The organism is Amycolatopsis pigmentata, from assembly GCF_042684065.1.
Lineage (GTDB): Bacteria > Actinomycetota > Actinomycetes > Mycobacteriales > Pseudonocardiaceae > Amycolatopsis_E > Amycolatopsis_E pigmentata.
Genome location: NZ_JBHUKR010000021.1, coordinates 405,282 through 427,104, shown reverse-complemented (window position 1 = coordinate 427,104; position 21,823 = coordinate 405,282). Strand labels below are relative to the sequence as shown.

The following is a 21,823-nucleotide window of genomic DNA, read 5'->3' as shown; positions in this document are numbered from 1 at the left end:
GCCTGGATACAACGCGAGTACCCGGCATCACATTCCCGTGTCAGTGCCTGTTGGTGAACGCGCCCAGCCGATCTCGTGACCAGGGCTCTCCTCCGTGTCTTGCTCGCGTTTTGCTGATCGGAGCCCTGCCCCCGAGATAGGCTACCTTCGGACGGCGCGTTCGCCTGGTCACTTCGATCAGGCAACTCCCGATTTGCAGCCAGACTGTCAGGTTTCCGCGGTCAGGACACAACGGGTGCGCCGGTAGATCGTGGGCATGCATTTGTTGCAGTGAATGCACAGCGAGGTGGTTCCGGGATCGGTGCGGATTCGCCGTGGCAGATCGGGCTCGCGCAGCAGCGCACGCGCCATCGCCACGAACGGAAATCCTTCCGCCATCGCGAGATCCATCGTCGCGCGCCGGGTGACGCCGCCGAGCAGGATCAACGGCAGAGACAGTTCACGGCGGAACTGGCGGGCGCGATCGAGCAGATAGGCTTCGCGATACGGGTAGGCGCGCAGAAACTTCTTCCCGGCGAGCCTGAGGGCCCACCGTTGCGGTCCGGGAAAAGCCGCCGCGAATTCCCGCACCGGCGATTCTCCGGTGAACAGATACATCGGGTTGAGCAGTGAGCTACCCGCGGTGAGTTCCAGTGCGTCGACCGTTCCGTCGGCTTCCAGCCAGCGAGCCACCTGAAGGCTTTCGTCCAGCCAGAAACCCCCTGGCACGCCGTCGTCCATGTTGAGTTTGGCGGTGATGGCCACCCGGCCACCCACCGCCTCCCGCACCGCACGCGCGATTTCCAGCGCCAGCCGCGCACGGTTGGCCAAACTGCCGCCGTAGGCGTCGGTGCGCCGGTTCAGCAGCGGGCTGAGGAAGCAGCTCACCAGGTAGTTGTGTCCGAAGTGGAGTTCCACCGCGTCGAAACCGGAATCCGCGGCCACCCGGGCCGCGTTCGCGTGGCCTTCGACGATCCGTTCCAGGTCGGCCGTCGTGGCCGCCCGCGCCGGGCGCAGCGCCGCGCTGGGCAGCCGGGAAGGCGCGAGCGCGGGGAGCCGGTTGGACGCGGGGTTGGCCACCGGGCCGGCGTGCCCGATCTGCGCGCACGCCGCGGCGCCTTCGGCGTGGACCGCCTCGGTGAGCCGGGTCAGCCCGGCCGGGGCGCCGGTGCCGAGCACGAGCTGATGCCGGTGTGTCCGGCCCTCCGGCGCGACCGCGCAGTAGGCCACCGTGGTCATCGCCGCCCCACCGGCCGCCATCCCGCGGTGGAAGCCGATCAGGTCATCGGTGACCGCTCCCTCCGGGCTCCTGCCCTCGAAGGTGGCCGCCTTGATGATCCGGTTGCGCAGGCGTACCGGGCCCAGCGTGGCCGGTGAGAACACGTCTTCCATCACCGCTCTCCCATGGTCGAGGTGAGGCCGGCGGTGACGAAGGCGCGCAGCCTGCGCACGGCCGCCGCCGACGGGGCGGACGCGAGGGGTCCGGCGGCCAGCGGCGCGCCGAAGGTGTGCAGGATCAGCTGGAAGGCCAGGGTCCAGCGCTGCTTCGCCTCGTGCGTGCTCAGGCCTGGCTGTGACGAGCGCAGCAGGCCCGCCCAGGGCGTCAATCCGAACCAGCGTGAGGTCCACGCCGGGCGATGGTCGCCGAGCACGGTCCGAGCCAGCAGATGCAGGTACAACCGGCCGGACGGTTCCTTCGCCAGAGCGGCGAGCGGGGTGATCACCACGTCGGCCAGTTCCTCCGGTGACGGCGCGGCGCGCCGGGCCAGTTCGGCCAGCGGGCGCTCCCACAACGGCGCCAGCCTGCTCTCCAGCAGAGCGCTGACCAGGTCCTCCCGCGACCCGAAGTGGTAGTGCACCGCGGCCGGGTTCATCCCGGCGGCCGCGTTGATGGCGCGCACGGACACCCCGTCGCAGCCGGACTCCAGGAACAGGCGCTCCGCCGCGTCGAGCAGTCGCTCGCGCGCGCTGAGATCGGTGACCGCGGCCATGCCCGGTAGTACAGCACCTTTTCCGCCGCTGTTCAATCACTGATTGAATCACTGATTGGACGACTCCGGTTCCCGATCTCGCCGGCCCGCCCACCGCACCCCGGCCGCGAGCCACTCCGGTCCGCGATCGCGGTCCACAGGCCGGGTGATCCCCGATCGTGCCTGACCACTCCGCCCGTCGATTCCCTCGTTCGCGCGATGACGGATCGTGAGGTGCACACGATCAGGCCGCTTCCGTTTCGCTCCCTTCCAGCCACTGCCGGGCTCGGGTACACAGGAGACGGACGTGACGCTCTCCCCCGGAAATCGACGAAGGTGGTGATATCGGTGCTCTCGGCGCCGACGGCAGTGCCGATCCCACTGCCGGCCACCACCGCCCGCCCCGCCGCGCGGCGTGCCCCTGGCCCGGAGTCCCCCTCGCTGGCGTGGCTTCCTCAGCAGCGCGCGGCCGAAGCGCCCACCCGGCTCGCCTTTCGTTTCCTGCCCGACGGCACCACCCGGCACGCCATCGACTGGACCTATGCCGATCTCGCCGGACACGCCGCCACGGTGGCCGAAGAGGTGCGGCGGCACGACCTGCGCAACCGCCGGGTCGTGCTCGCGCTGGAGCCCGGCCTGCCCTTCGTCGCCGCGTTGTTCGGCATCGCCGGAGCCGGCGCCACGGCCGTCCCCGCCTTTCCCCCGGACGGGCGCGGCACGGTTGCCCGGTTCCGCTCGATCGTGCGTGACTGCGACCCCGATCTCGTGATCGCGGATTCCCGGTCGGCGGCGAGCCCGTGCCTCGGCGAGGTCCGCGGCCGGATTCTTCTCGACGAATTCTCCTTCGCCCCACGAAAAGATTCCGTTGTCCCACCGGTGCGCCACGAGCCCGCCATCGTGCAGTACAGCTCCGGTTCCACCGGCGAGCCCAAGGGAATCGTCCTCTCGCACCACAACGTGCTGAGCAACTGTGCCGCGATCGAGGCCGCGCTCGGCCCGGATCCGGCCCGCGTCGGCTGCGCGTGGTTGCCGCCCTACCACGACATGGGCCTGATCGGGACGATCCTGCTCGCGGTTTACGGCGGCTGGCCGTTGGTGCTGCTCTCCCCCGCGCATTTCGCCCAGCGCCCGTACCGGTGGCTCAAGGCCATCACCGATCACCGCGCGACCATCTCGCTCGCCCCGAACTTCGCGCTCGACGCCTGTGTTTCGACCGTCGACGACGAAGAACTGGCCACTCTGGACCTGACCTCGCTGCGGCGGCTGTGCTGCGGCGCCGAACCGGTCTCACCATCCACTGTGGACAGATTCGCGGCGCGCTTCGCCCCGTGCGGCTACCGCCGCGCCGCCCTCCTCCCGTGCTACGGCCTGGCCGAAGCCACGCTGTTCGTATCGGGCGGGCGGCCAGGTGGCGCCGCCCGCACCGTCACGGTCGAAGCCCCGGCACCGCCCGAGGGCCGCGCGTCGACGCGGGTGATCAGTTGTGGCTCCGTCGCCGCGGGTCACGAAGTCGTCATCGCCGACCCGTGGTCCGGCCGTCCCGAGGCTCCTGGCCGGATCGGCGAAGTCTGGGTGCGCGGCCCGAGCGTCGCCCAGGGCTACCTCGGAAAGCCGCGGCTGTCCGCGGAGACCTTCGGGGCACGGCTTCCCGGCAGCGCCCGGACCTATCTGCGCACCGGCGATCTCGGCTTCCTGCTCGACGGCGAGCTTTTCATCACCGGCCGGATCAAGGACCTCATCGTCATCGCGGGCCGCAATCTCTATCCCCAGGACGTCGAGCGCACGGCGGCGGAAGCACATCCCCGTCTGCGCCGCACCGTGGCCTTCTCGGTCGACGACGGACATGCTGAGCGGCTCGTGGTGGTCGCCGAGTTCCGTGGCACGGCGCGCGCGCTCGCCGCCGAGCACCGGCACCCAAGCGAGGCGGTGATCGCCGCTGTGACGGCCGTGCACGGCGTCCGGCCGTCCGACGTACGAATCGTCCCCGTGGGCGCGATCCCGGTCACCACGAGCGGCAAGACGCGCCGCCGCGAGGCACGGAGCCTGTACCTGCGCGGGACGCTCTGCCGGCCACCTCACGAAAGCGAGCGAAGAACCGGATCCACCCTCGTCGCCGCACTTCCGGAAATGTGACATCGCCCATGTTCAAGAAGATCAGACCGCTGAACGGCCCCCTGACCCGGCAAGCCCTCCGGGACTGGCTGATCTCCGACCTCGCCGTCCGGGTCGCGTTGGCGCCCACCGAAATCGACCCGGACCGGGCGTTCGAGGAGTACGGACTCGACTCCCGCGTCGCGCTCCAGGTTTCCGGTTCACTGGCGAGGCTCGTCGACCGCAGGCTCCCGCCCGGGCTGTTGTACGAACATCAGACCGTCAACGCGGTGACCCACCACCTCGGCGAAAAACTCGGCCTACCGGAAACAACAAGTCCCGCCTGATCATGGATCAGACGGGACTCTGTTTAAGCCGGGCCTACGCGCCGAACCTTCGGACGGCGCGTAGGCCGGGTCGTTTTGACCCGGCACACGCGACTCGTACTCGGCTATGTACCCCCGATGGGATTCGAACCCACGCTACCGGCGTGAGAGGCCGGCGTCCTAGGCCGCTAGACGACGGGGGCTTGCCTTGTCGCGAGAGGAAACCTACCAGAGTAAGATCTTCTCTCCGCGGCTGGGGTACCAGGACTCGAACCTAGACTAACAGAGCCAGAATCTGTCGTGCTGCCAATTACACCATACCCCAACGGTCAGCCGATCCGTTCGCGATCTGGATCAGCGCCGCCGGAAGAAAATAGTAGACCACCCCCTGCCGGGCCCGGAAACCGGGGCGGGAAACGATCACCGCTGGGCCGGCACACCTATCCGCGCGAACTCGCTGACCAGCAGTTGCGGCAGTTCGTCAAGGCCGTCGATGACGTGCACCCCTTCGGGCACCTCGCGCTCGCCGCAAGACCCGCGGTCGAGCCAGATGCCCGCCAAACCGGCGTCGCGGGCCCCCACCGCGTCGGTGTGCAACTTGTCACCGACGTGCGCCACCTCCTCCGGGGTGCAGCCCAGCGTCGCGCAGACCGAGTGGAACATCACAGGGTCGGGTTTCGCCACCCCGATCTCCCCCGCGATCGCCACGTGATCGAAAAAGCGCGCCAGGCCCAGGTCGGTGAGCTTGGCGCGCTGATGAGCTCCTGAGGCGTTGGTCACGGCCGCGAGCAGGACGCCTGCGGCGCGAAGCCAGTCGAGGCACGGTAGGACGTCGGAGAAGAGCCGCCACGATCTCCGGACCAGTTCCTTGCGCCGGGTCTCGAAGCCCGACGCGTGCTCGGTGTCCACCACCACGCCCAACTCGCCCAGAAAGCACTGTGTGCGTCTTAGGTGCGCGGCCGCGTAGTCCAGATCACCGGAGACGACCATGGCCGTGTGCCGCTCGGTGATCCGCTCCCACAACGGCCAGAGATCGGACCGCCCGAGCAGGACGGCGAGCGCCGTGCGGCAGGCAGCGGTGAAGTCGACCAGAGTGTCGTCGATGTCGAGGCAAACCAGGCGAAGGTTGGGCGGGATCCACGGGTCGGCGGGCGCACCGAACGGGATATCGGGGGCAGTCGTGCACGTGCGCGCAAAATCCACCCAGCGAGGCTAGGGGACTCAGCGTCTCAGCGACTCGACCGACAAGGTGATTGGCCCGTTTGATTCGTGATCGTGATCCTCTACCGTCCGTCGCCCGGCAACGCGCGCAGCAGCCGCCCGAGTGAAATCTCCCGGCCGAGCAGCTCCATTGACTCGTACAGCGGCGGTGAGACGGTCCGGCCGGTGACCGCCACCCGGACCGGAGCGAAAGCTTTTCGTGGCTTGAGTCCCAGCCCGTCCACCAAGGCTTTCTTGAGCGCCTCTTCGATCGCCGGCGCCTCCCACACCCCGACTTCGCGCAGCGCCTCGGCCGCGGCGCGCAGCACCGGTTCCGCGTCCGGACCAAGTGCCTTGGCCGCGGCGTCTTCCTCCGGCGCGAAAATTTCCTCGCCGACGAACAGGAAACGCACCAGCGCGGCCGTGTCGGACAGCACGGTCACCCGTTCCTGCACCAACGGAGCGATGGTGCGCAGCTTCGCCAGCTGGCCTTCGTCCGGCCGCTCCGGCAGCACGCCGGCGGTGACCAGGTAAGGCAGCGCACGCGCGGCGAAGTCGTCCGGGTCCAGCGCGCGCAGATGCGTGGCGTTGATCGCCTCGGCCTTCTTGACGTCGAACCTCGCCGGATTCGCGCTGACTTTGGTGATTTCGAACGCCGCGACCAGTTCGGCCACACTGAAAATGTCCCGGTCGTCGGCGATGGACCAGCCCAGAAGCGCCAGGTAATTGAGCAGCCCCTCCGGGATGAAACCTTTGTCGCGGTAGTTGAAAAGATTCGACTGCGGATCACGCTTGGACAGTTTCCGGTTGCCCTCGCCCATCACGTAAGGCAGGTGACCGAACTCCGGGACGAAGTCGGTCACCCCGATGCGCCGCAACGCCTGGTAGAGCGCGATCTGACGCGGCGTGGAGGGCAGCAGGTCCTCACCGCGCAGCACGTGGGTGATCCGCATCAGGGCGTCGTCGACCGGATTGGTCAACGTGTAGAGCGGGTCACCGTTGGCACGGACCAGAACCGGGTCGGGAATCGAGCCGGCCGGGAAGCTGATGTCCCCGCGGACGAGGTCGTGCCAGCCGAGGTCTTCGGCGGGCATACGCAGCCGCAGCACCGGCAGCCTGCCCTCGGCACGGAAGGCGGCGCGCTGCTCCTCGGTGAGGTCACGGTCGAAGTTGTCGTAGCCCAGCTTCGGGTCCTGCCCGGCGGCCTTGCGCCGGGCCTCGACCTCTTCGTTGGTCGAGTACGCCTCGTAGAGCTCGCCCGCCTCCAGCAGCCGGGCGGCGATGTCGGCGTAGATCTCGCGGCGCAGGCTCTGCCGGTACGGACCGTGGTCACCACCCGCGTCAGGCCCCTCGTCCCAGTCGATGCCGAGCCACCGCAGGGCATCCAGGAGCTGCTCGTAGGACTCCTCGGAATCCCGCGCGGCGTCGGTGTCCTCGATGCGGAACACCAGAGTGCCGCCGTGATGCCGGGCGAACGCCCAGTTGAACAGCGCCGTGCGGATCAGTCCGACGTGCGGGGTTCCGGTCGGAGAAGGACAGAAGCGGGCACGCACCGCGTCACGTTTGGGAGTCATAGCCCGATCAGCCTATCCCGCTTGACCCGCCGCCCCGAGCACGCCATGCTGAACTTATTCAACAGACGATGAAATGAGGTGGGATCCATGACCGAACGCACGGGGTGCGTCGTCGCTGGGGGCGGACCGGCCGGGATGGTGCTGGGGTTGTTGCTGGCCAGGGCCGGTGTGGAGGTGACCGTGCTGGAAAAGCACGGCGACTTCCTCCGCGACTTCCGGGGCGACACCGTGCATCCGTCGACCCTGCACCTGATCGACGATCTGGGCCTGGGCGAGAAGTTCGCGGCCCTGCCGCAAAGCCACATCAGCGAGGTCGCGTTCCCGGACGAGGAGGGGAACCGGGTGGTGCTCGCGGACCTCAGCCGGCTTCGCACACCGCACCCGTACGTCGCGATGGTGCCCCAGTGGGACCTGCTCGACCTGCTGGCCGAAACCGCACGAGCCGAACCGACCTTCACGCTCCGGATGAACACCGAAGTGACCGACGTGATCAAGGAATCGGGACGCGTGACGGGTGTGGCCTACCGCGAAGCCGGCGGAAAGACCGGCGAGATCCGGGCGGACCTGGTCGTGGCCTGTGACGGCCGCTGGTCCCTGCTGCGACGCCAGTCCGGCCTCCGGCCCCGGGAATTCCCGGTCCCGATGGACGCCTGGTGGTTCCGACTGCCCACCGACGGCAACCCGCAGCCGGCGCTCACCCCGAGCCTGACCGACCGCCACCTGGCGGTCGGCATCCCGCGCGAGGGCTATCTCCAGGTCGCCTACATGGCGCCGAAGGGAATCGACGCACAGTTGCGCGCCGACGGCATCGAGGCGTTCCGGCAGCGAATCGCCTCGGTCCTGCCCGATTACGCCGGCAAGACCGACGGCATCAAGTCGATGGACGACGTCAAGCATCTCGATGTCCGGCTGGACCGGTTGCGGCGCTGGTATGTCGACGGACTGCTGTGCATCGGCGACGCCGCCCACGCGATGTCACCGATCGGCGGCGTGGGCATCAACCTGGCGGTACAGGACGCCGTCGCCACCGCGGAACTGCTCGCCTGGCCGCTGCGTCAGGGGCGCGTCACCACGGCCGATCTGGCCAAGGTGCAGCGACGGCGCGGGCTGCCCACCGTGATGGTGCAAGGCCTTCAACGGCTCATGCACCGCAACATCATCCGGCCCGCGATGGAGGGCAGGCGCGCGGGGATGCCGAAGCCGCTCGTGCGGCTTCTGCGGACGTTCCCGGCCGCCTCCCAGTTTCCGGCCTACCTGATCGGGATCGGTTTCCGCCCCGAATCCGCGCCGTCCTTCGCGCGGCGCCCCTGAAACTAGGCTTTCTGGGCGGGGTTGGTGAGAGTGCCGATGCCTTCGATGGTGATGGACACCTGCTGCCCATCGGTCATCGGGCCGACGCCCGCGGGGGTGCCGGTGAGAATGACATCGCCGGGCAGGAGGGTCATCACGCCGGAGATGAACTCGATCAGTTCGGGCACCTTGTGCACCAGCAGCGAGGTCCGTGCGTCCTGCTTGACCTCGCCGTCGAGTTCGGTGCGCAGCGCCAGGTCGGCCGGGTCGAGCGAGGTCTCGATCCAGGGGCCGAGGGGGCAGAACGTGTCGAACCCCTTGGCCCTCCCCCACTGGCCGTCGGCCTTCTGCAGGTCACGAGCGCTCACGTCGTTGGCGACGGTGTAACCGAGGACCGTGCTGAGGGCCCGCGACGCCGGCACGTTGCGCAACGGCTGCTGCCCGATCACCACCGCCAGCTCGCCCTCGAAGTCCACACGCTCGGACGCCGCGGGCAGCTTGATCGCCGCGTTCGGGCCGATCACGCTGGTGGACGGCTTCAGGAAGATCATCGGCGAAGCGGGGACCTCGTTGCCGAACTCGGCCGCGTGCTCCGCGTAGTTCCGGCCCACCGCGATCACCTTCGTCGGCAGGATCGGCGCGAGCAGCCGCACGTCGGCCAGCGGCCAGCGGCGACCGGTGAAGTTGGGACGGCCGAACGGATGTTCCGCGATCTCCAGCGCTTCGGCGTCACCTCCCTCGCCCTCGATCGAGGCGAACACGACACCGGCAGCATGGGCAATCCGAGCTAGGCGCACGGTGCCACTCTAATGCCGTGGCGGGGCCCGATCGCGACCGGCGTCGAGGGGGCGGGCACCGGCCCGCCCCGCTTCCGTCCACAGTGGACTCGACCGGCGCGCGGCCGTCTCAGGCGCGAAGGCTCTTGTGGACCAGGGCGTCACACAGGGCCAGCCAGCTCGCCTCGACGATGTTGCCGTGCACGCCGACCGTGGTCCATTCCCGGTCACCGTCGCTGGACTCGATGAGCACGCGGGTGACCGCGTCTGTCCCGGGATGGCCGGGCAGGATGCGCACCTTGTAGTCGGCCAGCGTCATGCTGTCCAACCACGACAACCGCGGCAGCAGCGCATTGCGCAACGCGGCGTCCAGTGCGTGGACCGGGCCGTTCCCTTCCGCGGTGGCGATCACCCGCTCGCCGCCGACGTGCACCTTGACCGTCGCCTCCGACACCACCACGCCGTCCGGACGGTGGTCCAGCACGACCCGGTAGGACTCCAGGGTGAACGGGGGTTCGCCCATGTCACCGTCCGGGCCCTCGACCTCCTTGCGCAGCAACAGTTCCAGCGAGGCGTCGGCAGCTTCGAAGGACCAGCCCTCCGCCTCCAGCCGCTTCACCTTGTTGACGGCGCTGGTCAGCACCTCGGGACGGCCTGCCAGATCGACGCCCAGCTCCCGCCCCTTGAGCTCCAGGCTCGCCCGGCCCGCCATCTCGGTCACCAGGACGCGCATGTCGTTGCCGACGAGAGCGGGATCGATGTGGTTGTACAGCAACGGATCCACCTTGATCGCGCTCGCGTGCAGCCCCGCCTTGTGGGCGAAGGCCGACGCCCCGACATAGGCCTGATGGGTGTCGGGGGCGATGTTCGCGATCTCGGCGAGCGCGTGGGAAACCCGGGTGAGTTCGGCGGCGCTTCCGGCCGGGAGCACCTCCATGCCCAGCTTGGCCACCAGATTTCCGGTCACGGCGAACAGGTCCGCGTTACCGGCCCGCTCCCCGTAACCGTTCGCCGTGCACTGCACGTGCGTCGCGCCGGCCTGGACGGCGGCCACGCTGTTGGCCACCGCACAGGAAGTGTCGTCCTGGCAGTGGATGCCGATCCGGAAGCCCGTGCGTTCCTTGACCGCACGCACCGTTTCCGCCAGGCCGAGCGGAAGCTGCCCGCCGTTGGTGTCACACAGGACGATCACGTCGGCACCGGCGTTGCCCGCGGCGTCCAGGACACGCAACGACGTCTCGGCGTCGTAGGCGTACCCGTCGAAGAAGTGCTCGGCGTCGAGGAAGACCCGGCGACCCTCCCCCACCAGGAACGACACCGTGTCCGACACCATCGCGCACGCCTCGTCGACGTCCACCCGGAGCGCGCGCTCGATGTGCCTGCGATCCGCCTTGGCCACCAGCGTCACCACCGGCGCCTGCGAGTCGATGAGGGCGCGAACCTGCGCGTCACGGGACGCCGTGCCGCCGGCCTTGCGCGTCGACCCGAAGGCCACGAGCACCGCGTGCTTGAGAATCAGCTCACCCGCCGCGGCCTTGGCGAAGAACTCGGTGTCCTTGGGCATCGCGCCCGGCCACCCGCCCTCGATGAACCCGACACCCAGTTCGTCGAGCAGCCGCGCCACCGCGAGTTTGTCGGCGACCGAGTAGGAAATGCCCTCGCGCTGGGCACCGTCGCGCAGGGTGGTGTCGTAGAGGTGGAAATCGTCGCCGAGCGGAGTGCCGGCGGGTTCCGTGCGGGTCAAGGCTCGTCTCCTTGCGGGATGGAAGGCTTACCGGACAAACAAAAAACCTCCCGCTGGGTGCGAGAGGTTAGCGCGCCGTCGGTCCGTCTGGCGGACTATGCGGCGCGCTTGCCGATAATGATCACGGCGTGGAAAGCCATGACCGCATCATGCCACATTCGCGGCCCGGCCCCAACCGCCCCGCACCGACTACACCCCAGCGTGGGACCTTTCCCCCCGTTTTCCTGGAACAAGGTGGATTTCCTCCGGATATCTCGGTGTTGAATCGGCGGCCGGACGAAAAGCGTGTCCGGCCGCGTGCAGCAGCCTCCGGCGGAGGAGCTTGCGCCGTGGCAGGCCTCCGTTGCCGCCTCCGGCCGGCAAATCCACCTTGCTCGCTTTCACGCCGGCCTCGCGTCAGCCCACCGCGCGGGTGTTCGACGAGACGAGCGCGGCGAGACGGTCGCCGATGGCGTGGGTGGAGCCGGGGCTCGCCTGGTCGCGGGTGGCGAGGTCGAAGGCCACCGACGCCTCGATCCGGCGGGCCGACTCGCGCTGGCCCAGGTGGTCGAGCAGCAGCGCCACCGACAGGACGGCCGCGGTCGGGTCCGCCATGCTCTGGCCCGCGATGTCCGGAGCGCTGCCGTGCACCGGCTCGAACATGCTCGGGTTGCGGCGGGTGATGTCGAGGTTACCGCTGGCGGCGAGCCCGATGCCCCCGGTCACCGCGGCCGCGAGGTCGGTGATGATGTCGCCGAAGAGGTTGTCGGTGACGATCACGTCGAACCGGCTCGGGTCGGTCACCATGTGGATGGTCGCGGCGTCCACATGGGAGTAGGCGACGGTGACGTCAGGGTGTTCCAGCGAGACCTCTTCCACGATGCGGGACCACAGCGAGCCGGCGTGCAGCAGCACGTTGGTCTTGTGCACCAGGGTGAGGTGCTTGCGCGGCCGCTCTTCGGCCCGGTTGAACGCGTCCGCGACCACGCGGCGGATGCCGAACGCGGTGTTGACGCTGACTTCGGTCGCGATTTCGTGTTCGGTGTCCTTGCGGAGCAGACCGCCGTTGCCCGCGTACGGGCCCTCGGTCCCTTCGCGCACCACGACCATGTCGATCTCCGCGGAGGTGTCGGCCAGCGGCCCTCGAACCCCCGGGTACAGCCGCGCCGGACGCAGGTTGACATGGTGGTCCAACTCGAAACGCAGCCGCAGCAACAGCCCGCGCTCCAGGATCCCGCTCGGGACGGTGGGGTCGCCGACGGCGCCGAGAAGGATCGCGTCGTGCTGGCGGAGCTCGCCGAGAACGGATTCGGGCAGCAGTTCGCCGGTCGAGTGCCAGCGGGCGGCGCCCAGATCGTAGGTGCTCGTTTCCACCGACGGCGCGACCTCGCCGAGTACCTTGAGTGCCTCGGTGATCACTTCGGGTCCGATCCCATCACCTGGGATCACCGCGAGCCGCATTCCAGACACCTCCGTCGACCGGCGCACCGGGGAACGTTACCGCCCCGTCACGCGAAAACTCCAGCGGAGGCAGGTTACCGGCCGTCGCCAAAGGACCGAAGCAGCACCACCCTTATGACTGAATATCCCGGGGTGCGAGACGCACGAACGGACCAGCCGATCATCGGCTAAGTTGATCTTGCACCTGGCCAGGGGGTCGCCCCCGGGCGATCCCCCGCTGTCCACACTGGACCACCAGCACTCGGTAGCCCACCGCCGTGGGTGCTCGTAGTGGAGGAAGGTGGCTTTACTGTTCGCAGTAAAGCCACCTTCCTCTCGAACCAGGAGTGGAGATCAGCCGAAGGTCACGGCGCGGATCGTGCGGGCGCCGACGGTCGCGGCGATCGGGTCGAGCAGGTGCGCGTCCACCTCACGGTCGACGCGCAGCAGCATCACCGCGTCCGTGCCGTCGGTGGTCTGGCTGATCTGCGCCGCCTCGATGTTGATCCCGGCCTCACCGAGGAGCGTGCCCACCCGGCCCATGATGCCCGGCCGGTCCGGGTACTCCAGCAGCAGCATGTTGCCCTCGGCGCGCAGGTCGAAATGCCGGCCGTTGACCTCGACCAGCTTCTCCACCTCGTCCTTGCCGGTGATCGTGCCGGAAACCGAGGCCGTCGTGCCGTCCGCGTGGACCGCGCGCACGGTGACCACGCTGCGCCAGTTCGGGCTCTCCGGCTCCGTGACCAGCTCGACCTGGACGCCCAGCTCCTCGGCGAGCCTCGGCGCGTTCACGAACGTCACCTGGTCCTCGACGACCTGCGAGAACACCCCGCGCAGCGCGGCCAGCGGGAGCACCGCGACATCCTCGCCGGAGAGCTCGCCGCGCACCAGCACGGTGACCGACGACGGCGCCTTGGGGCTCAGCGCCGAGACGACGGTGCCGAGTTTCTGGGTCAACGGCAGGTACGGACGGACCTCCTCGCCCACCGTGCCACCACTGGCGACGTTCACCGCGTCCGGCACGAAGTCACCGCGCAGAGCCAGCAGCGTGGAGTGCGCCACATCGGTGCCGGCGCGGTCCTGCGCCTCCGCCGTCGACGCGCCGAGGTGGGGCGTGACGACCACGTTCGGCAGCCCGAACAGCGGGCTGGAGGTGGTCGGCTCGGTCGCGAACACGTCGATGCCCGCGCCGCCGACGTGACCGCTTTGGATCGCGTCGGCGAGGGCGTCCTCGTCGATCAGCCCGCCACGGGCGGCGTTCACGATGAGCACGCCCGGCTTGGTCTTCTTCAGCGCCTCGGCGTCGATCAGGCCCTTGGTCTCCGGGGTCTTGGGCAGGTGGACCGAGATCGCGTCGGCGCGGGAAAGCAGTTCGTCGAGGCTCAGCAACTCGACCCCGAGCTGCGCCGCCCGCGCGGCCGAGACGTACGGGTCGTAGGCGACCACGGTGGTGCCGAACGCGGCGAGCCGCTGCGCGAAGAGCTGGCCGATCTTGCCGAAGCCCACCACACCGACGGTCTTGCCGTGCAGTTCCACGCCGGTGTACGCGCTGCGCTTCCACTCGCCGCCGCGCAGGCTCTGGTCGGCGGCCGGGACCCGGCGGGCGACCGCGAGCAGCAACGCCACGGCGTGCTCGGCGGCGGACACGATGTTCGACGTCGGCGCGTTCACCACGAGCACACCGCGCGCGGTGGCCGCGGGAACCTCGACGTTGTCCAGGCCCACGCCGGCCCGCGCGACGACCTTGAGCCGGTTCGTCGCGGCGAACACTTCGGCGTCGACCTTGGTGGCGGAGCGGACCAGCAGCGCGTCGGCCCCCTTGACCGCTTCGAGCAGCGCGGGACGGTCGGTTCCGTCGACGTGCCGGACCTCCACCTCGTCACCGAACACGTTCAGCACGGACGGGGCGAGCTTTTCGGCGATGAGCACGACGGGCTTGCCGGGAATGGTCACGATCAGGCTCCCAAAGAGACGCGGCTGTCTTGCCCCGAAGTCTAGCCACCGCACTGGCCGTGGTTGAGCAGGTGGGGGAACCGTCCTCGCTGCTCAGGCGCCCGTCACCCGGTTGGCCGCATGCCCGGACCCGCGATCGAACATCCCCGCGGTCGCGCCACCACACCGGGTGTCCGACTCCGGTTCCGGCAGACGGAACCCGGATGTCAAGTGACGAAAGTCGTGAGACAGGCGGAGCAAGGCCATCGGGCGGAAGACGTATTCCGCTGTCTCGAACAGGACAGGTTCCAGTCCGTGCGTTGACCGTTTCACCAGACGGTGAGGACGCTGACCCTGATCGACGAAGACGTCGGCGACGGGAGTGGCCATGCTGTTTCGTCCGCGGCACCTTGACCACCGCGGGCCGGCACGGGGAGCGGCCACGCGGTGGGCGCGTTTGCCGGTGTTGGCCGGTGTACTGGCGATCGTCATGGCCGGCCTGCCCGCGGTACAGGCGAACGCGGTCCAGGCGGTCCGGTATGTGGCACTGGGTGACTCGTCGGCCGCGGGACCGCTGATCCCGAACCAGATCGACGCCGTGTGCCTGCGCTCGGACCACGACTGGCCGCACGTGCTGGCCACCCGTCTCGGCGCCGAGCTCACCGACGTGACCTGCTCCGGAGCGACCATCCCGGATCTCACCGGCCGGCAGCTCGGCGTGGTGCCGCCCCAGTTCGACGCCCTGCGCCCCGACACCGATCTGGTCACCCTGGCGATCGGCGCCAACGACGTGAAGCTGTACGAGACGTTCCTCGCCTGCGCGAAACCGGCTCCCGCCCCGCCCGGTCCGACGTGCCGACAACGCTTCACGACCGACGGCGTGGACCAGTTCTCCGTCCGGATCCGCGACACAGCACCGAAAATGGCCACCGCGCTGGCCGAGATCCACCGCCGGTCCCCGCATGCCAGGGTGATCGTCACCGGGTACCTGACGTACTGGCGACCGGGCGGTTGTTACCCCGCGGATCCCTTCACACCCGAGGACGCGAACTACATCCAGGCCACGCTCGACCACCTGATGCTGATGCTGGCGTACGAAACCTTCACGCACCGGGCGACCTACGTGGACATCCGAGGACCCAGCGCCTGGCACGGCCTGTGCGAGCCGCCTGAGCGGCGTTGGCTGGAAGGCCTCGTCCCGGCTTCGCCTGCCTACCCCTACCACCCGAATGCCACGGGAATGGCCCACGCCGCCGCGATCATTTCGCACGCCGTGGACGTCCGCTGAGGACTGTCTGCGGTTCGCGGCGTGACCACATCGACCAGAGTTCGGCGTAGTGACCGCCCAGCGCGACCAGCTCTTCATGGGTGCCGAATTCTTCGACGATCCCGTCGTTCATCATGGCGATGCGGTCGCACGCCCGGGCCTGCGCGAGGCGATGGGCGATGACGACCGCTGTCCGCCCGGAGGCCAGCGCGATGGCCGCATTGTCGAGTTCGCGCGCGCGATCGCCGCCGCCGGCCTCCGCCGTCGCCTCGTCCAGGACGACGACCGGGGGATCACGCAGAAGCAAGCGGGCCAACGCGAGTTGCTGGGTCTGGACCGGGGTCAATGGGGTTTCACCGGGGCCTACGCGGGTCTCGAGGTGGTCGGGCAGAGCGGCGACCCAGTCTGTGGCGCCTGTCCTGGCGAGGGCGGCGACGAGTTCCGCGTCGGATCGATGGGGAGCGGCGAAGTTCAGGTCGTCCCGCAGGGTTCCGGCGAAGACGTGGACCTCTTGCGAGATCATCCCGATCCAGTCCCTGAGCTGCTCGGCACCCAGGTCAGTGAGTGCGACACTCCCGCCTTCGTCGCGAAGGGACACCGTGCCGGACGACGGGGCCAGTTCGCCGGCGAGCACACTCGCCAGAGTCGTCTTGCCCGCGCCGCTCGCTCCGACGATCGCGAGCGATGTCCCTGCGGGGACTGTGATATCCACTCCGCGCAGCACCTCATGCCCGGTGTCATAAGAGAAGCGCACACCGCGCACAGTGATGCCGACCTGCCCGACGGGCGTTCGATGGGGTCGCACAACAGGCAACGGAAGCAGGGTGACGCCGATGATCCGGGCGAGCGCCGCGCCGGCTCGTTGAACGTCGTCGAACGAAAGCAGGAGCGAACCCAGCGGTGAGAACAGGCGGTGGAACAACAACGCCGCCGCCGTGACGTCGCCGATCGTGACGGCGCCGGTGCTCACCAGCCAGTATCCCGTCAGGAGCACGAGGCACAGACCGATCGCCTCGGCGGCGTTCATGGATTTGGAGAACCAGACGAACAGCCGCGACGCGCCGAGGGCCGAGTTCACCGCGTGAGAAGACGCCCCCGCCAAGCGTCGCGTCTGGAGCGGAGCCATGTCGTACGCGTCCACAGTGGACCGCCCATGCAACGATTCCAGCATGACCTGGCCGCGTTCGGCGGCTGCGCGCCGTTCCGCGGCGTAGCGGGGCCCCGCCTTGGGCAAATAGATCGCCAGGCTCAGCCAGTAGATCGGGAACACGGCGGTGAAAGCGAGCGCGAAACGCCAGTCGAGAGCGGCGAAACCGGCAGCGGACACCAGGACGGTGACTGCGGCGGCGCACACTTCGGCCGCGAGAGGGAGGGCGGCGACGAAGTTTTCCACGTCTTCGGTGACGCGTGACGCAACGTCCCCGCTGCCCGCCTTCTCGACAACTCTGGACTCAGCGCCGAGTGCCCGCGCCAGAACGTCTTCTCGGAGGTCGGCTGCCGCGTGGGCACCGAGACGTTCAGCGGAACGCTGGGCAGCGGCTGTCAACGCCATGCCCAGAACCACCGCGCCCGCGGTGAGCAGAATCAGGTGGCTCAGGACGGCGCCCATGCGCACGGCGTCGACCAACCGTCCAAGCATCATCGGCACGATGACCGTCCCGGCCGCGGCAAGTCCTGTCAGCGTGGCCGCGACCACGCAGTCGAGAGGGCGCTTCCACAGTGTCCTGCCGAGCCCGGCGAGCGTCTGGCGGCCCGAGGCGACTGGCAACGTCATCGGAGCACCGCCTTGGCATAGGCGGGATACCCGGCCAGTTCGGCCGGTGCCGCGATCATCGATCGTCCATCTTGGAGGAAGACGACTCGATCACATCGCGACAGCAACGCGGGCGACGTCGTGATCAGGACCGTGCCGCCCTGGCCGGTACGGCGCAGTTCGATCAACCGCCCGGCGACCAGGTCCTCGGTCACGGCGTCGAGCGCGGTCAGTGGATTCCGTAACACCAACAGGGATGGATCAGCGGCAAGAGCTCTGGCCAGCGCGACGCGTTGCCGCTGCCCACCGGAGAGGTTCGCGCCGCCTTCGAGTAGCCGGTCCGCGATCGTCCTGTCGACGTCCGCGGCTTCGAACGCTTGGTTGACCAGGTACTCAGGTGTGTCGCGGCCGGTGTTCACGGCCTCGGCGAGGCTGCCGCCCAACAGGTAGGAGTCCTCCGGCTCGATCAGGGCATCCGGTCGCTCGGCGAGCCGGGTCAGCACGGCCTGGGTACTGACCGGGTCCGTGGTGACCACGCCGAGCACCTCCCCCGGCGCGACCGTGAGATCGGCGTCCATCTCGGGTGAATCGGCCCGCGCCGGTTCGTCGCCGGCATCGGACCGGCGCAGGAAGTGCGCAACCCGGGCAGCGCCGGCCCGGGATGCGGCCACCTGCTGAACGGCTGTGGTGATCCGCCGCATGGGATCGGCCACGAACGACACCATCGCGACAACGGTGATGAACTCGCCGAGGGTGATCCGACCGGTCCGGGCCAGCAAGCCGGCGGCGACTGTCGTGGCGACCAGCACGGTGCCGGTGGCCAGCAAGCCGGCTCCCACCACGGTGGCTGTCGCTGTGGTCGTGCGGAGAGCTGTGTCCAGTGCGCGGCGGCTGGAGACGCGATAACGCCGCACAGCCTCGGAAACACCACCGAAACCGCGGATCGTCCGCAGCGCGCGAACCAGCTCGGCCGCCAGCGCGGCGACGAGCCCGCTGGTCTGCTGACGGGCTCTCACCACGCGCTCCAACCACGGGGCGAGCTGGTTCACCCCGGCCATCAGCACCGGGACAACCACCAGAACGCCCAGGCCCAGCCACACATCGATGCCGATCAGCACCACCGCTGTCGCGACCAGACCGGCACATCCCGAGACCAGGTACACCAAGCCGCGCAGCACCTCCGCCGTGGCCTTGGTGTCGGAGGTCAGGATGGTCGCCAGCTCGCCCGCTGAACGCTCGTCAGCTACCCGCGGGTCGGCCAGGATCCTCCCCATGACGCGAACTCGCAGATCATGTGCCTCCCGCTGACACGCCGAAGTCAGCACCCAGGACGTTGTACCGCCGCCAGTCGCGAGCACCGCGAACAGCAGCAGGATCGCCGCGACGGCGACCAGCACGGCCGTCAGCGACCCTCCGCCGACAGCGCGATCGACGCTCAGACCAATGGCCAGCGGCACCAGTGCTTCGCACGTCTGGTGGACGATCGAGGCCGTGCTGGCGGTGATCGCGGGACGGACGCGGCGGCGCAGCACTTCCAGGATCAGTGTCCGTCCAGCACGCCGGGGAGACATCGCGGTGGCAAGCACGGCCGAACGCTAAGGCCGGCCCACCGGCAAGTGAATGCATTCGGCGTTCGCCGAATCATCACCCCGCGGAGTGGCTGCGCTCGTCTGTGAGCAGTGAGACCAGTGCCATGCCGGTCGGTTGTAGTTCGTACAGGACACGACGGCCCGCTCGGCGGCGGTGCACCGCGCCCGCGGCCTGCAGGATGCTCAAGTGCTCGGACACCGTGCTGGGCGCCAAACCGAGCGCTGTGGCCAGCCCGGTCGTGGTCGCGGGCTCGGTCAGCGCACGCAGGACCGCGGCCCGGCCCGCGCCGAGCAGGACAGCCAGCCGGTCATCGGCGTGCTCGGGCGACGATGGGCCGGCCAGCGCCATCGTGCCGCGCGCTTGGTAGGTGACCATCAAGGTGTCCGGCAGATCTGTCGAGCACATCAGGATGCCCTGCGCGAAGATCAACGGGACGAGCAGCAGCCGCCGGCCTACCGCGTCAAAGGCCGACTCCACCGGTTTGACCAGGGACAGCACCGGGGGTTCCCACCGGACCTGGCCCCGCAGATCGGCCAGAAGCGCGTCCGGCCCGTCCGCGGCCAGAGCCCGGGCGCGCAGCAGCACTTCCTCCTCGAGCGCGGTACGCATCACCGGCCAACGCGAGGCCAGCGTGAGGTCCCAGTACGCGGCGCAGGCGTCCGCCAACTGCCCGAAGGCACGGTCCGGATCGTCCAGGAACGGTTCCAGGTACTGGGGCACGCCTTCGGGATAGTTCATGGTGAACTGCTCCGCGACCGTCGTCCTGTCGGTGCGCCGGAGCACGGACAGTTCGTCGGCGATGCTCGGGGCCGACGTGAGCGGCATAGGCGTGAACACATCGGGTACGCGCCGTTCGTGCGACCGCCCGTGCAATTGGGCGTAAATCCGCAGGGGTGCGACCTCCGGCACCGTCCGCAGCACCTCCCGGGCCGTGGCCGCCCACTCGGTGTAGGGCCACGGCACCCGTCCCTGTTCCCTCAGCAACAGGTACAGCCCGCTCACAAGGTCATTGAGCGGGCTGATCGCGATGCGTGTGCGAGCAAGTGTCCACGCATCGAGCCGGATGCGGATCACGCTCCCACTTTACGGACGACGGCCTGCCGGGGACGTCGTCGTAGCGGAGCAAGGTGGCTTTACTACGGATGATCCGTGCTGAATCGGCGGCCGGACGAAAAGCGTGTCCGGCCGCGTGCAGCGGCCTTCGGCGGTGGAGTTCCGTCGTTGACGGCTATCGCCTCCGCCTCCGGTCGAGCAAAGCCACCTTGCTACCAATCAAGCGCTACCGATCAGGCGGTCTCGGTGATCGGCCGGTCCACCCAGGACATCAGGCCGCGCAGCTTCTTGCCCGTCTCCTCGATGGGGTGCTGCTCGCCCGCTTCCTGGAGCTTGCGGAAGTTCGGCCGGCCCGCCTCGTCCTCGGCGACCCACTCGCGCGCGAAGGTGCCGTCCTGGATCTCGCCCAGGATCTTGCGCATCTCCTCCTTGACCGCGGGCGTGATGACGCGCGGGCCGCGGGTCAGGTCGCCGTACTCGGCGGTGTCGGAGATCGAGTACCGCATGCGCGCGATGCCGCCCTCGTACATCAGGTCGACGATGAGCTTCAGCTCGTGGAGCACCTCGAAGTAGGCGATCTCCGGCGCGTACCCGGCCTCGGTGAGGACCTCGAACCCGGTCTGCACGAGCGCGGTGGCGCCGCCGCAGAGCACCGACTGCTCACCGAACAGGTCGGTCTCGGTCTCCTCCTTGAAGGTGGTCTTGATGACCCCGGCCCGCGCGCCACCGATGGCGGCCGCGTAGGCCAGCGCCAGCGCCTGCGCGTTGCCGGACGGGTCCTGCTCGACCGCGATCAGGCACGGCACACCCTTGCCGTCGACGAACTGGCGGCGTACCAGGTGCCCCGGCCCCTTCGGCGCGACCATCGCGACGTCCACGTTGGCCGGCGGGTTGATCAGCCCGTACCGGATGTTGAAGCCGTGCCCGAAGAAGATCGCGTCACCGTCGGACAGATTGGGCTCGATGTCCTCGGCGTAGATGAACCGCTGCTTGGTGTCGGGCGCCAGGATCATGATGAGGTCGGCCTCCTTGGAGGCCTCCGCCGGCGTGAGGACCCGCAGGCCCTCGTCTTCGGCCTTGGCACGCGACTTCGACCCCTCCGGAAGACCGATGCGCACATCGACCCCGGAGTCACGCAGGCTCAGCGCGTGGGCGTGGCCCTGGCTGCCGTAGCCGATCACGGCGACCTTGCGACCCTGGATGAGGCTCAGATCGGCGTCGTCGTCGTAGAAGATTTCGACTGACATGAGGGGAACAATTTCCTTTCGATTTTCACTGCTTGGTGCCACGGCCCGCCCGGGCTCTCAGCGGGACGAGGTGGCGGTGATCGAACGCGCGCCCCGGCCGACCGCCACCATGCCGGACTGCACGATTTCCCGGACCCCGTAAGGCTCCAGCATCCGTAGCAGCGCGGTCAGCTTATCGCTGGTACCGGTCGCCTCGATGGTCAGCGCCTCGGGTGCCGCGTCGACCACCTTGGCCCGGAAGAGCTGCACGGTCTCCAGGACCTGGCTGCGCACCGTGGCGTCCGCCCTGACCTTGACCAGCAACAACTCGCGCTGCACCGACGTGGCCTGCTCGAGCTCCACGATCTTGATTACGTTGACCAGCTTGTTGAGCTGTTTGGTCACCTGTTCGAGCGGTAGCTCCTCCACTGCGACCATGATCGTCATTCGGGACACCTCCGGGTTCTCCGTGGGCCCGACGGCGAGGGACTCGATGTTGAATCCGCGGCGGGAGAACAGCCCGGCGACCCTGGCGAGCACCCCGGGCACATTCTCCACCAACACGCTCAGCGTATGTGTACTCACTTGCTCGTTCCGCCCTTTCGAGACACGCCCCAGCGAATAGAGCGCAAG

The 21,823-nt window shown here is 68.9% G+C and carries 17 protein-coding genes and 2 tRNA genes; 4 read left to right on the top strand and 15 right to left on the bottom strand.

All coding sequences use genetic code 11. The annotated features are described in order from the left end of the window. Positions 1-207: 207 nt before the first annotated feature. Entirely contained in the window at positions 208-1,371 is a 1,164-nt protein-coding gene (locus ACFSXZ_RS33235; protein WP_378269657.1) for an oxidoreductase, read from the bottom strand. Continuing rightward, positions 1,371-1,970 (bottom strand): TetR/AcrR family transcriptional regulator, encoded by a 600-nt coding sequence (locus ACFSXZ_RS33230; protein WP_378269656.1) that lies wholly within the window; start codon positions 1,968-1,970, stop codon positions 1,371-1,373. The genes ACFSXZ_RS33235 and ACFSXZ_RS33230 overlap by 1 nt, the downstream gene beginning before the upstream one ends. A 327-nt stretch (positions 1,971-2,297) precedes the next feature. Here ACFSXZ_RS33230 and ACFSXZ_RS33225 point away from each other — a divergent pair, with 327 nt between their 5' ends. Then, positions 2,298-4,082 carry a fatty acyl-AMP ligase gene (locus tag ACFSXZ_RS33225; RefSeq protein ID WP_378269654.1) on the top strand — a complete coding sequence of 595 codons (1,785 nt, stop codon included), beginning with the start codon at positions 2,298-2,300 and terminating at the stop codon, positions 4,080-4,082. A gap of 8 nt (positions 4,083-4,090) precedes the next feature. Further along, positions 4,091-4,387 carry an acyl carrier protein gene (locus ACFSXZ_RS33220; protein ID WP_378269652.1) on the top strand — a complete coding sequence of 99 codons (297 nt, stop codon included), beginning with the start codon at positions 4,091-4,093 and terminating at the stop codon, positions 4,385-4,387. 109 nt (positions 4,388-4,496) lie between these two features. Here the strand turns inward: ACFSXZ_RS33220 and ACFSXZ_RS33215 are convergent. From ACFSXZ_RS33215 to gltX, 4 genes are all read right to left on the bottom strand, one after another. Then, positions 4,497-4,569, bottom strand: a tRNA-Glu gene (locus ACFSXZ_RS33215). A gap of 50 nt (positions 4,570-4,619) precedes the next feature. After that, positions 4,620-4,691, bottom strand: a tRNA-Gln gene (locus tag ACFSXZ_RS33210). A 95-nt stretch (positions 4,692-4,786) separates the two neighbouring features. Further along, positions 4,787-5,533 carry an HAD family hydrolase gene (locus tag ACFSXZ_RS33205; RefSeq protein WP_378270085.1) on the bottom strand — a complete coding sequence of 249 codons (747 nt, stop codon included), beginning with the start codon at positions 5,531-5,533 and terminating at the stop codon, positions 4,787-4,789. Positions 5,534-5,649: 116 nt separating this feature from the next. Further along, the gene (gene gltX, locus ACFSXZ_RS33200; RefSeq protein ID WP_378269651.1) at positions 5,650-7,140 is read right to left on the bottom strand and encodes a glutamate--tRNA ligase; all 1,491 of its coding nucleotides are present in this window, start codon (positions 7,138-7,140) and stop codon (positions 5,650-5,652) included. An 87-nt stretch (positions 7,141-7,227) separates the two neighbouring features. Here gltX and ACFSXZ_RS33195 point away from each other — a divergent pair, with 87 nt between their 5' ends. Beyond that, positions 7,228-8,451 carry an FAD-dependent oxidoreductase gene (locus ACFSXZ_RS33195; protein WP_378269649.1) on the top strand — a complete coding sequence of 408 codons (1,224 nt, stop codon included), beginning with the start codon at positions 7,228-7,230 and terminating at the stop codon, positions 8,449-8,451. 2 nt (positions 8,452-8,453) lie between these two features. Here ACFSXZ_RS33195 and ACFSXZ_RS33190 read toward each other — a convergent pair whose 3' ends face one another. From ACFSXZ_RS33190 to serA, 4 genes are all read right to left on the bottom strand, one after another. After that, positions 8,454-9,227 carry a fumarylacetoacetate hydrolase family protein gene (locus ACFSXZ_RS33190; RefSeq protein WP_378269648.1) on the bottom strand — a complete coding sequence of 258 codons (774 nt, stop codon included), beginning with the start codon at positions 9,225-9,227 and terminating at the stop codon, positions 8,454-8,456. A gap of 109 nt (positions 9,228-9,336) precedes the next feature. Beyond that, positions 9,337-10,950, bottom strand: a complete 1,614-nt coding sequence (gene cimA / locus ACFSXZ_RS33185) for a citramalate synthase (RefSeq protein WP_378269646.1) — start codon at positions 10,948-10,950, stop codon at positions 9,337-9,339. 396 nt (positions 10,951-11,346) lie between these two features. Continuing rightward, a complete protein-coding gene (locus ACFSXZ_RS33180; RefSeq protein WP_378269644.1) occupies positions 11,347-12,390 on the bottom strand; it encodes a 3-isopropylmalate dehydrogenase in 1,044 nt (347 codons plus the stop codon). A gap of 333 nt (positions 12,391-12,723) precedes the next feature. Next, on the bottom strand, positions 12,724-14,322 hold the full coding sequence (gene serA, locus ACFSXZ_RS33175; RefSeq protein WP_378269642.1) for a phosphoglycerate dehydrogenase: 1,599 nt from the start codon (positions 14,320-14,322) through the stop codon (positions 12,724-12,726). A gap of 367 nt (positions 14,323-14,689) precedes the next feature. On the opposite strand from serA, the gene ACFSXZ_RS33170 reads away from it, so the two are divergent. Beyond that, the gene (locus ACFSXZ_RS33170; protein WP_378269640.1) at positions 14,690-15,589 is read left to right on the top strand and encodes an SGNH/GDSL hydrolase family protein; all 900 of its coding nucleotides are present in this window, start codon (positions 14,690-14,692) and stop codon (positions 15,587-15,589) included. Here ACFSXZ_RS33170 and ACFSXZ_RS33165 read toward each other — a convergent pair. The 5 genes from ACFSXZ_RS33165 to ilvN all read right to left on the bottom strand — a co-directional run bounded on the left by ACFSXZ_RS33165 (position 15,561) and on the right by ilvN (position 21,775). Further along, positions 15,561-17,342 (bottom strand): ABC transporter ATP-binding protein, encoded by a 1,782-nt coding sequence (locus tag ACFSXZ_RS33165; RefSeq protein ID WP_378269638.1) that lies wholly within the window; start codon positions 17,340-17,342, stop codon positions 15,561-15,563. The genes ACFSXZ_RS33170 and ACFSXZ_RS33165 overlap by 29 nt on opposite strands. Next, on the bottom strand, positions 17,339-18,907 hold the full coding sequence (locus ACFSXZ_RS33160) for an ABC transporter transmembrane domain-containing protein (RefSeq protein WP_378269637.1): 1,569 nt from the start codon (positions 18,905-18,907) through the stop codon (positions 17,339-17,341). The genes ACFSXZ_RS33165 and ACFSXZ_RS33160 overlap by 4 nt, the downstream gene beginning before the upstream one ends. A 58-nt stretch (positions 18,908-18,965) precedes the next feature. Further along, positions 18,966-19,985, bottom strand: coding sequence for an ArsR/SmtB family transcription factor (locus ACFSXZ_RS33155; protein WP_378269636.1), 1,020 nt, complete (start codon positions 19,983-19,985; stop codon positions 18,966-18,968). Between the two features lie 212 nt (positions 19,986-20,197). Next, the gene (ilvC, locus tag ACFSXZ_RS33150) at positions 20,198-21,211 is read right to left on the bottom strand and encodes a ketol-acid reductoisomerase (protein ID WP_378269635.1); all 1,014 of its coding nucleotides are present in this window, start codon (positions 21,209-21,211) and stop codon (positions 20,198-20,200) included. Between the two features lie 57 nt (positions 21,212-21,268). Next, positions 21,269-21,775 (bottom strand): acetolactate synthase small subunit, encoded by a 507-nt coding sequence (gene ilvN, locus ACFSXZ_RS33145; RefSeq protein ID WP_378269633.1) that lies wholly within the window; start codon positions 21,773-21,775, stop codon positions 21,269-21,271. Between the last annotated feature and the right edge of the window lie 48 nt (positions 21,776-21,823).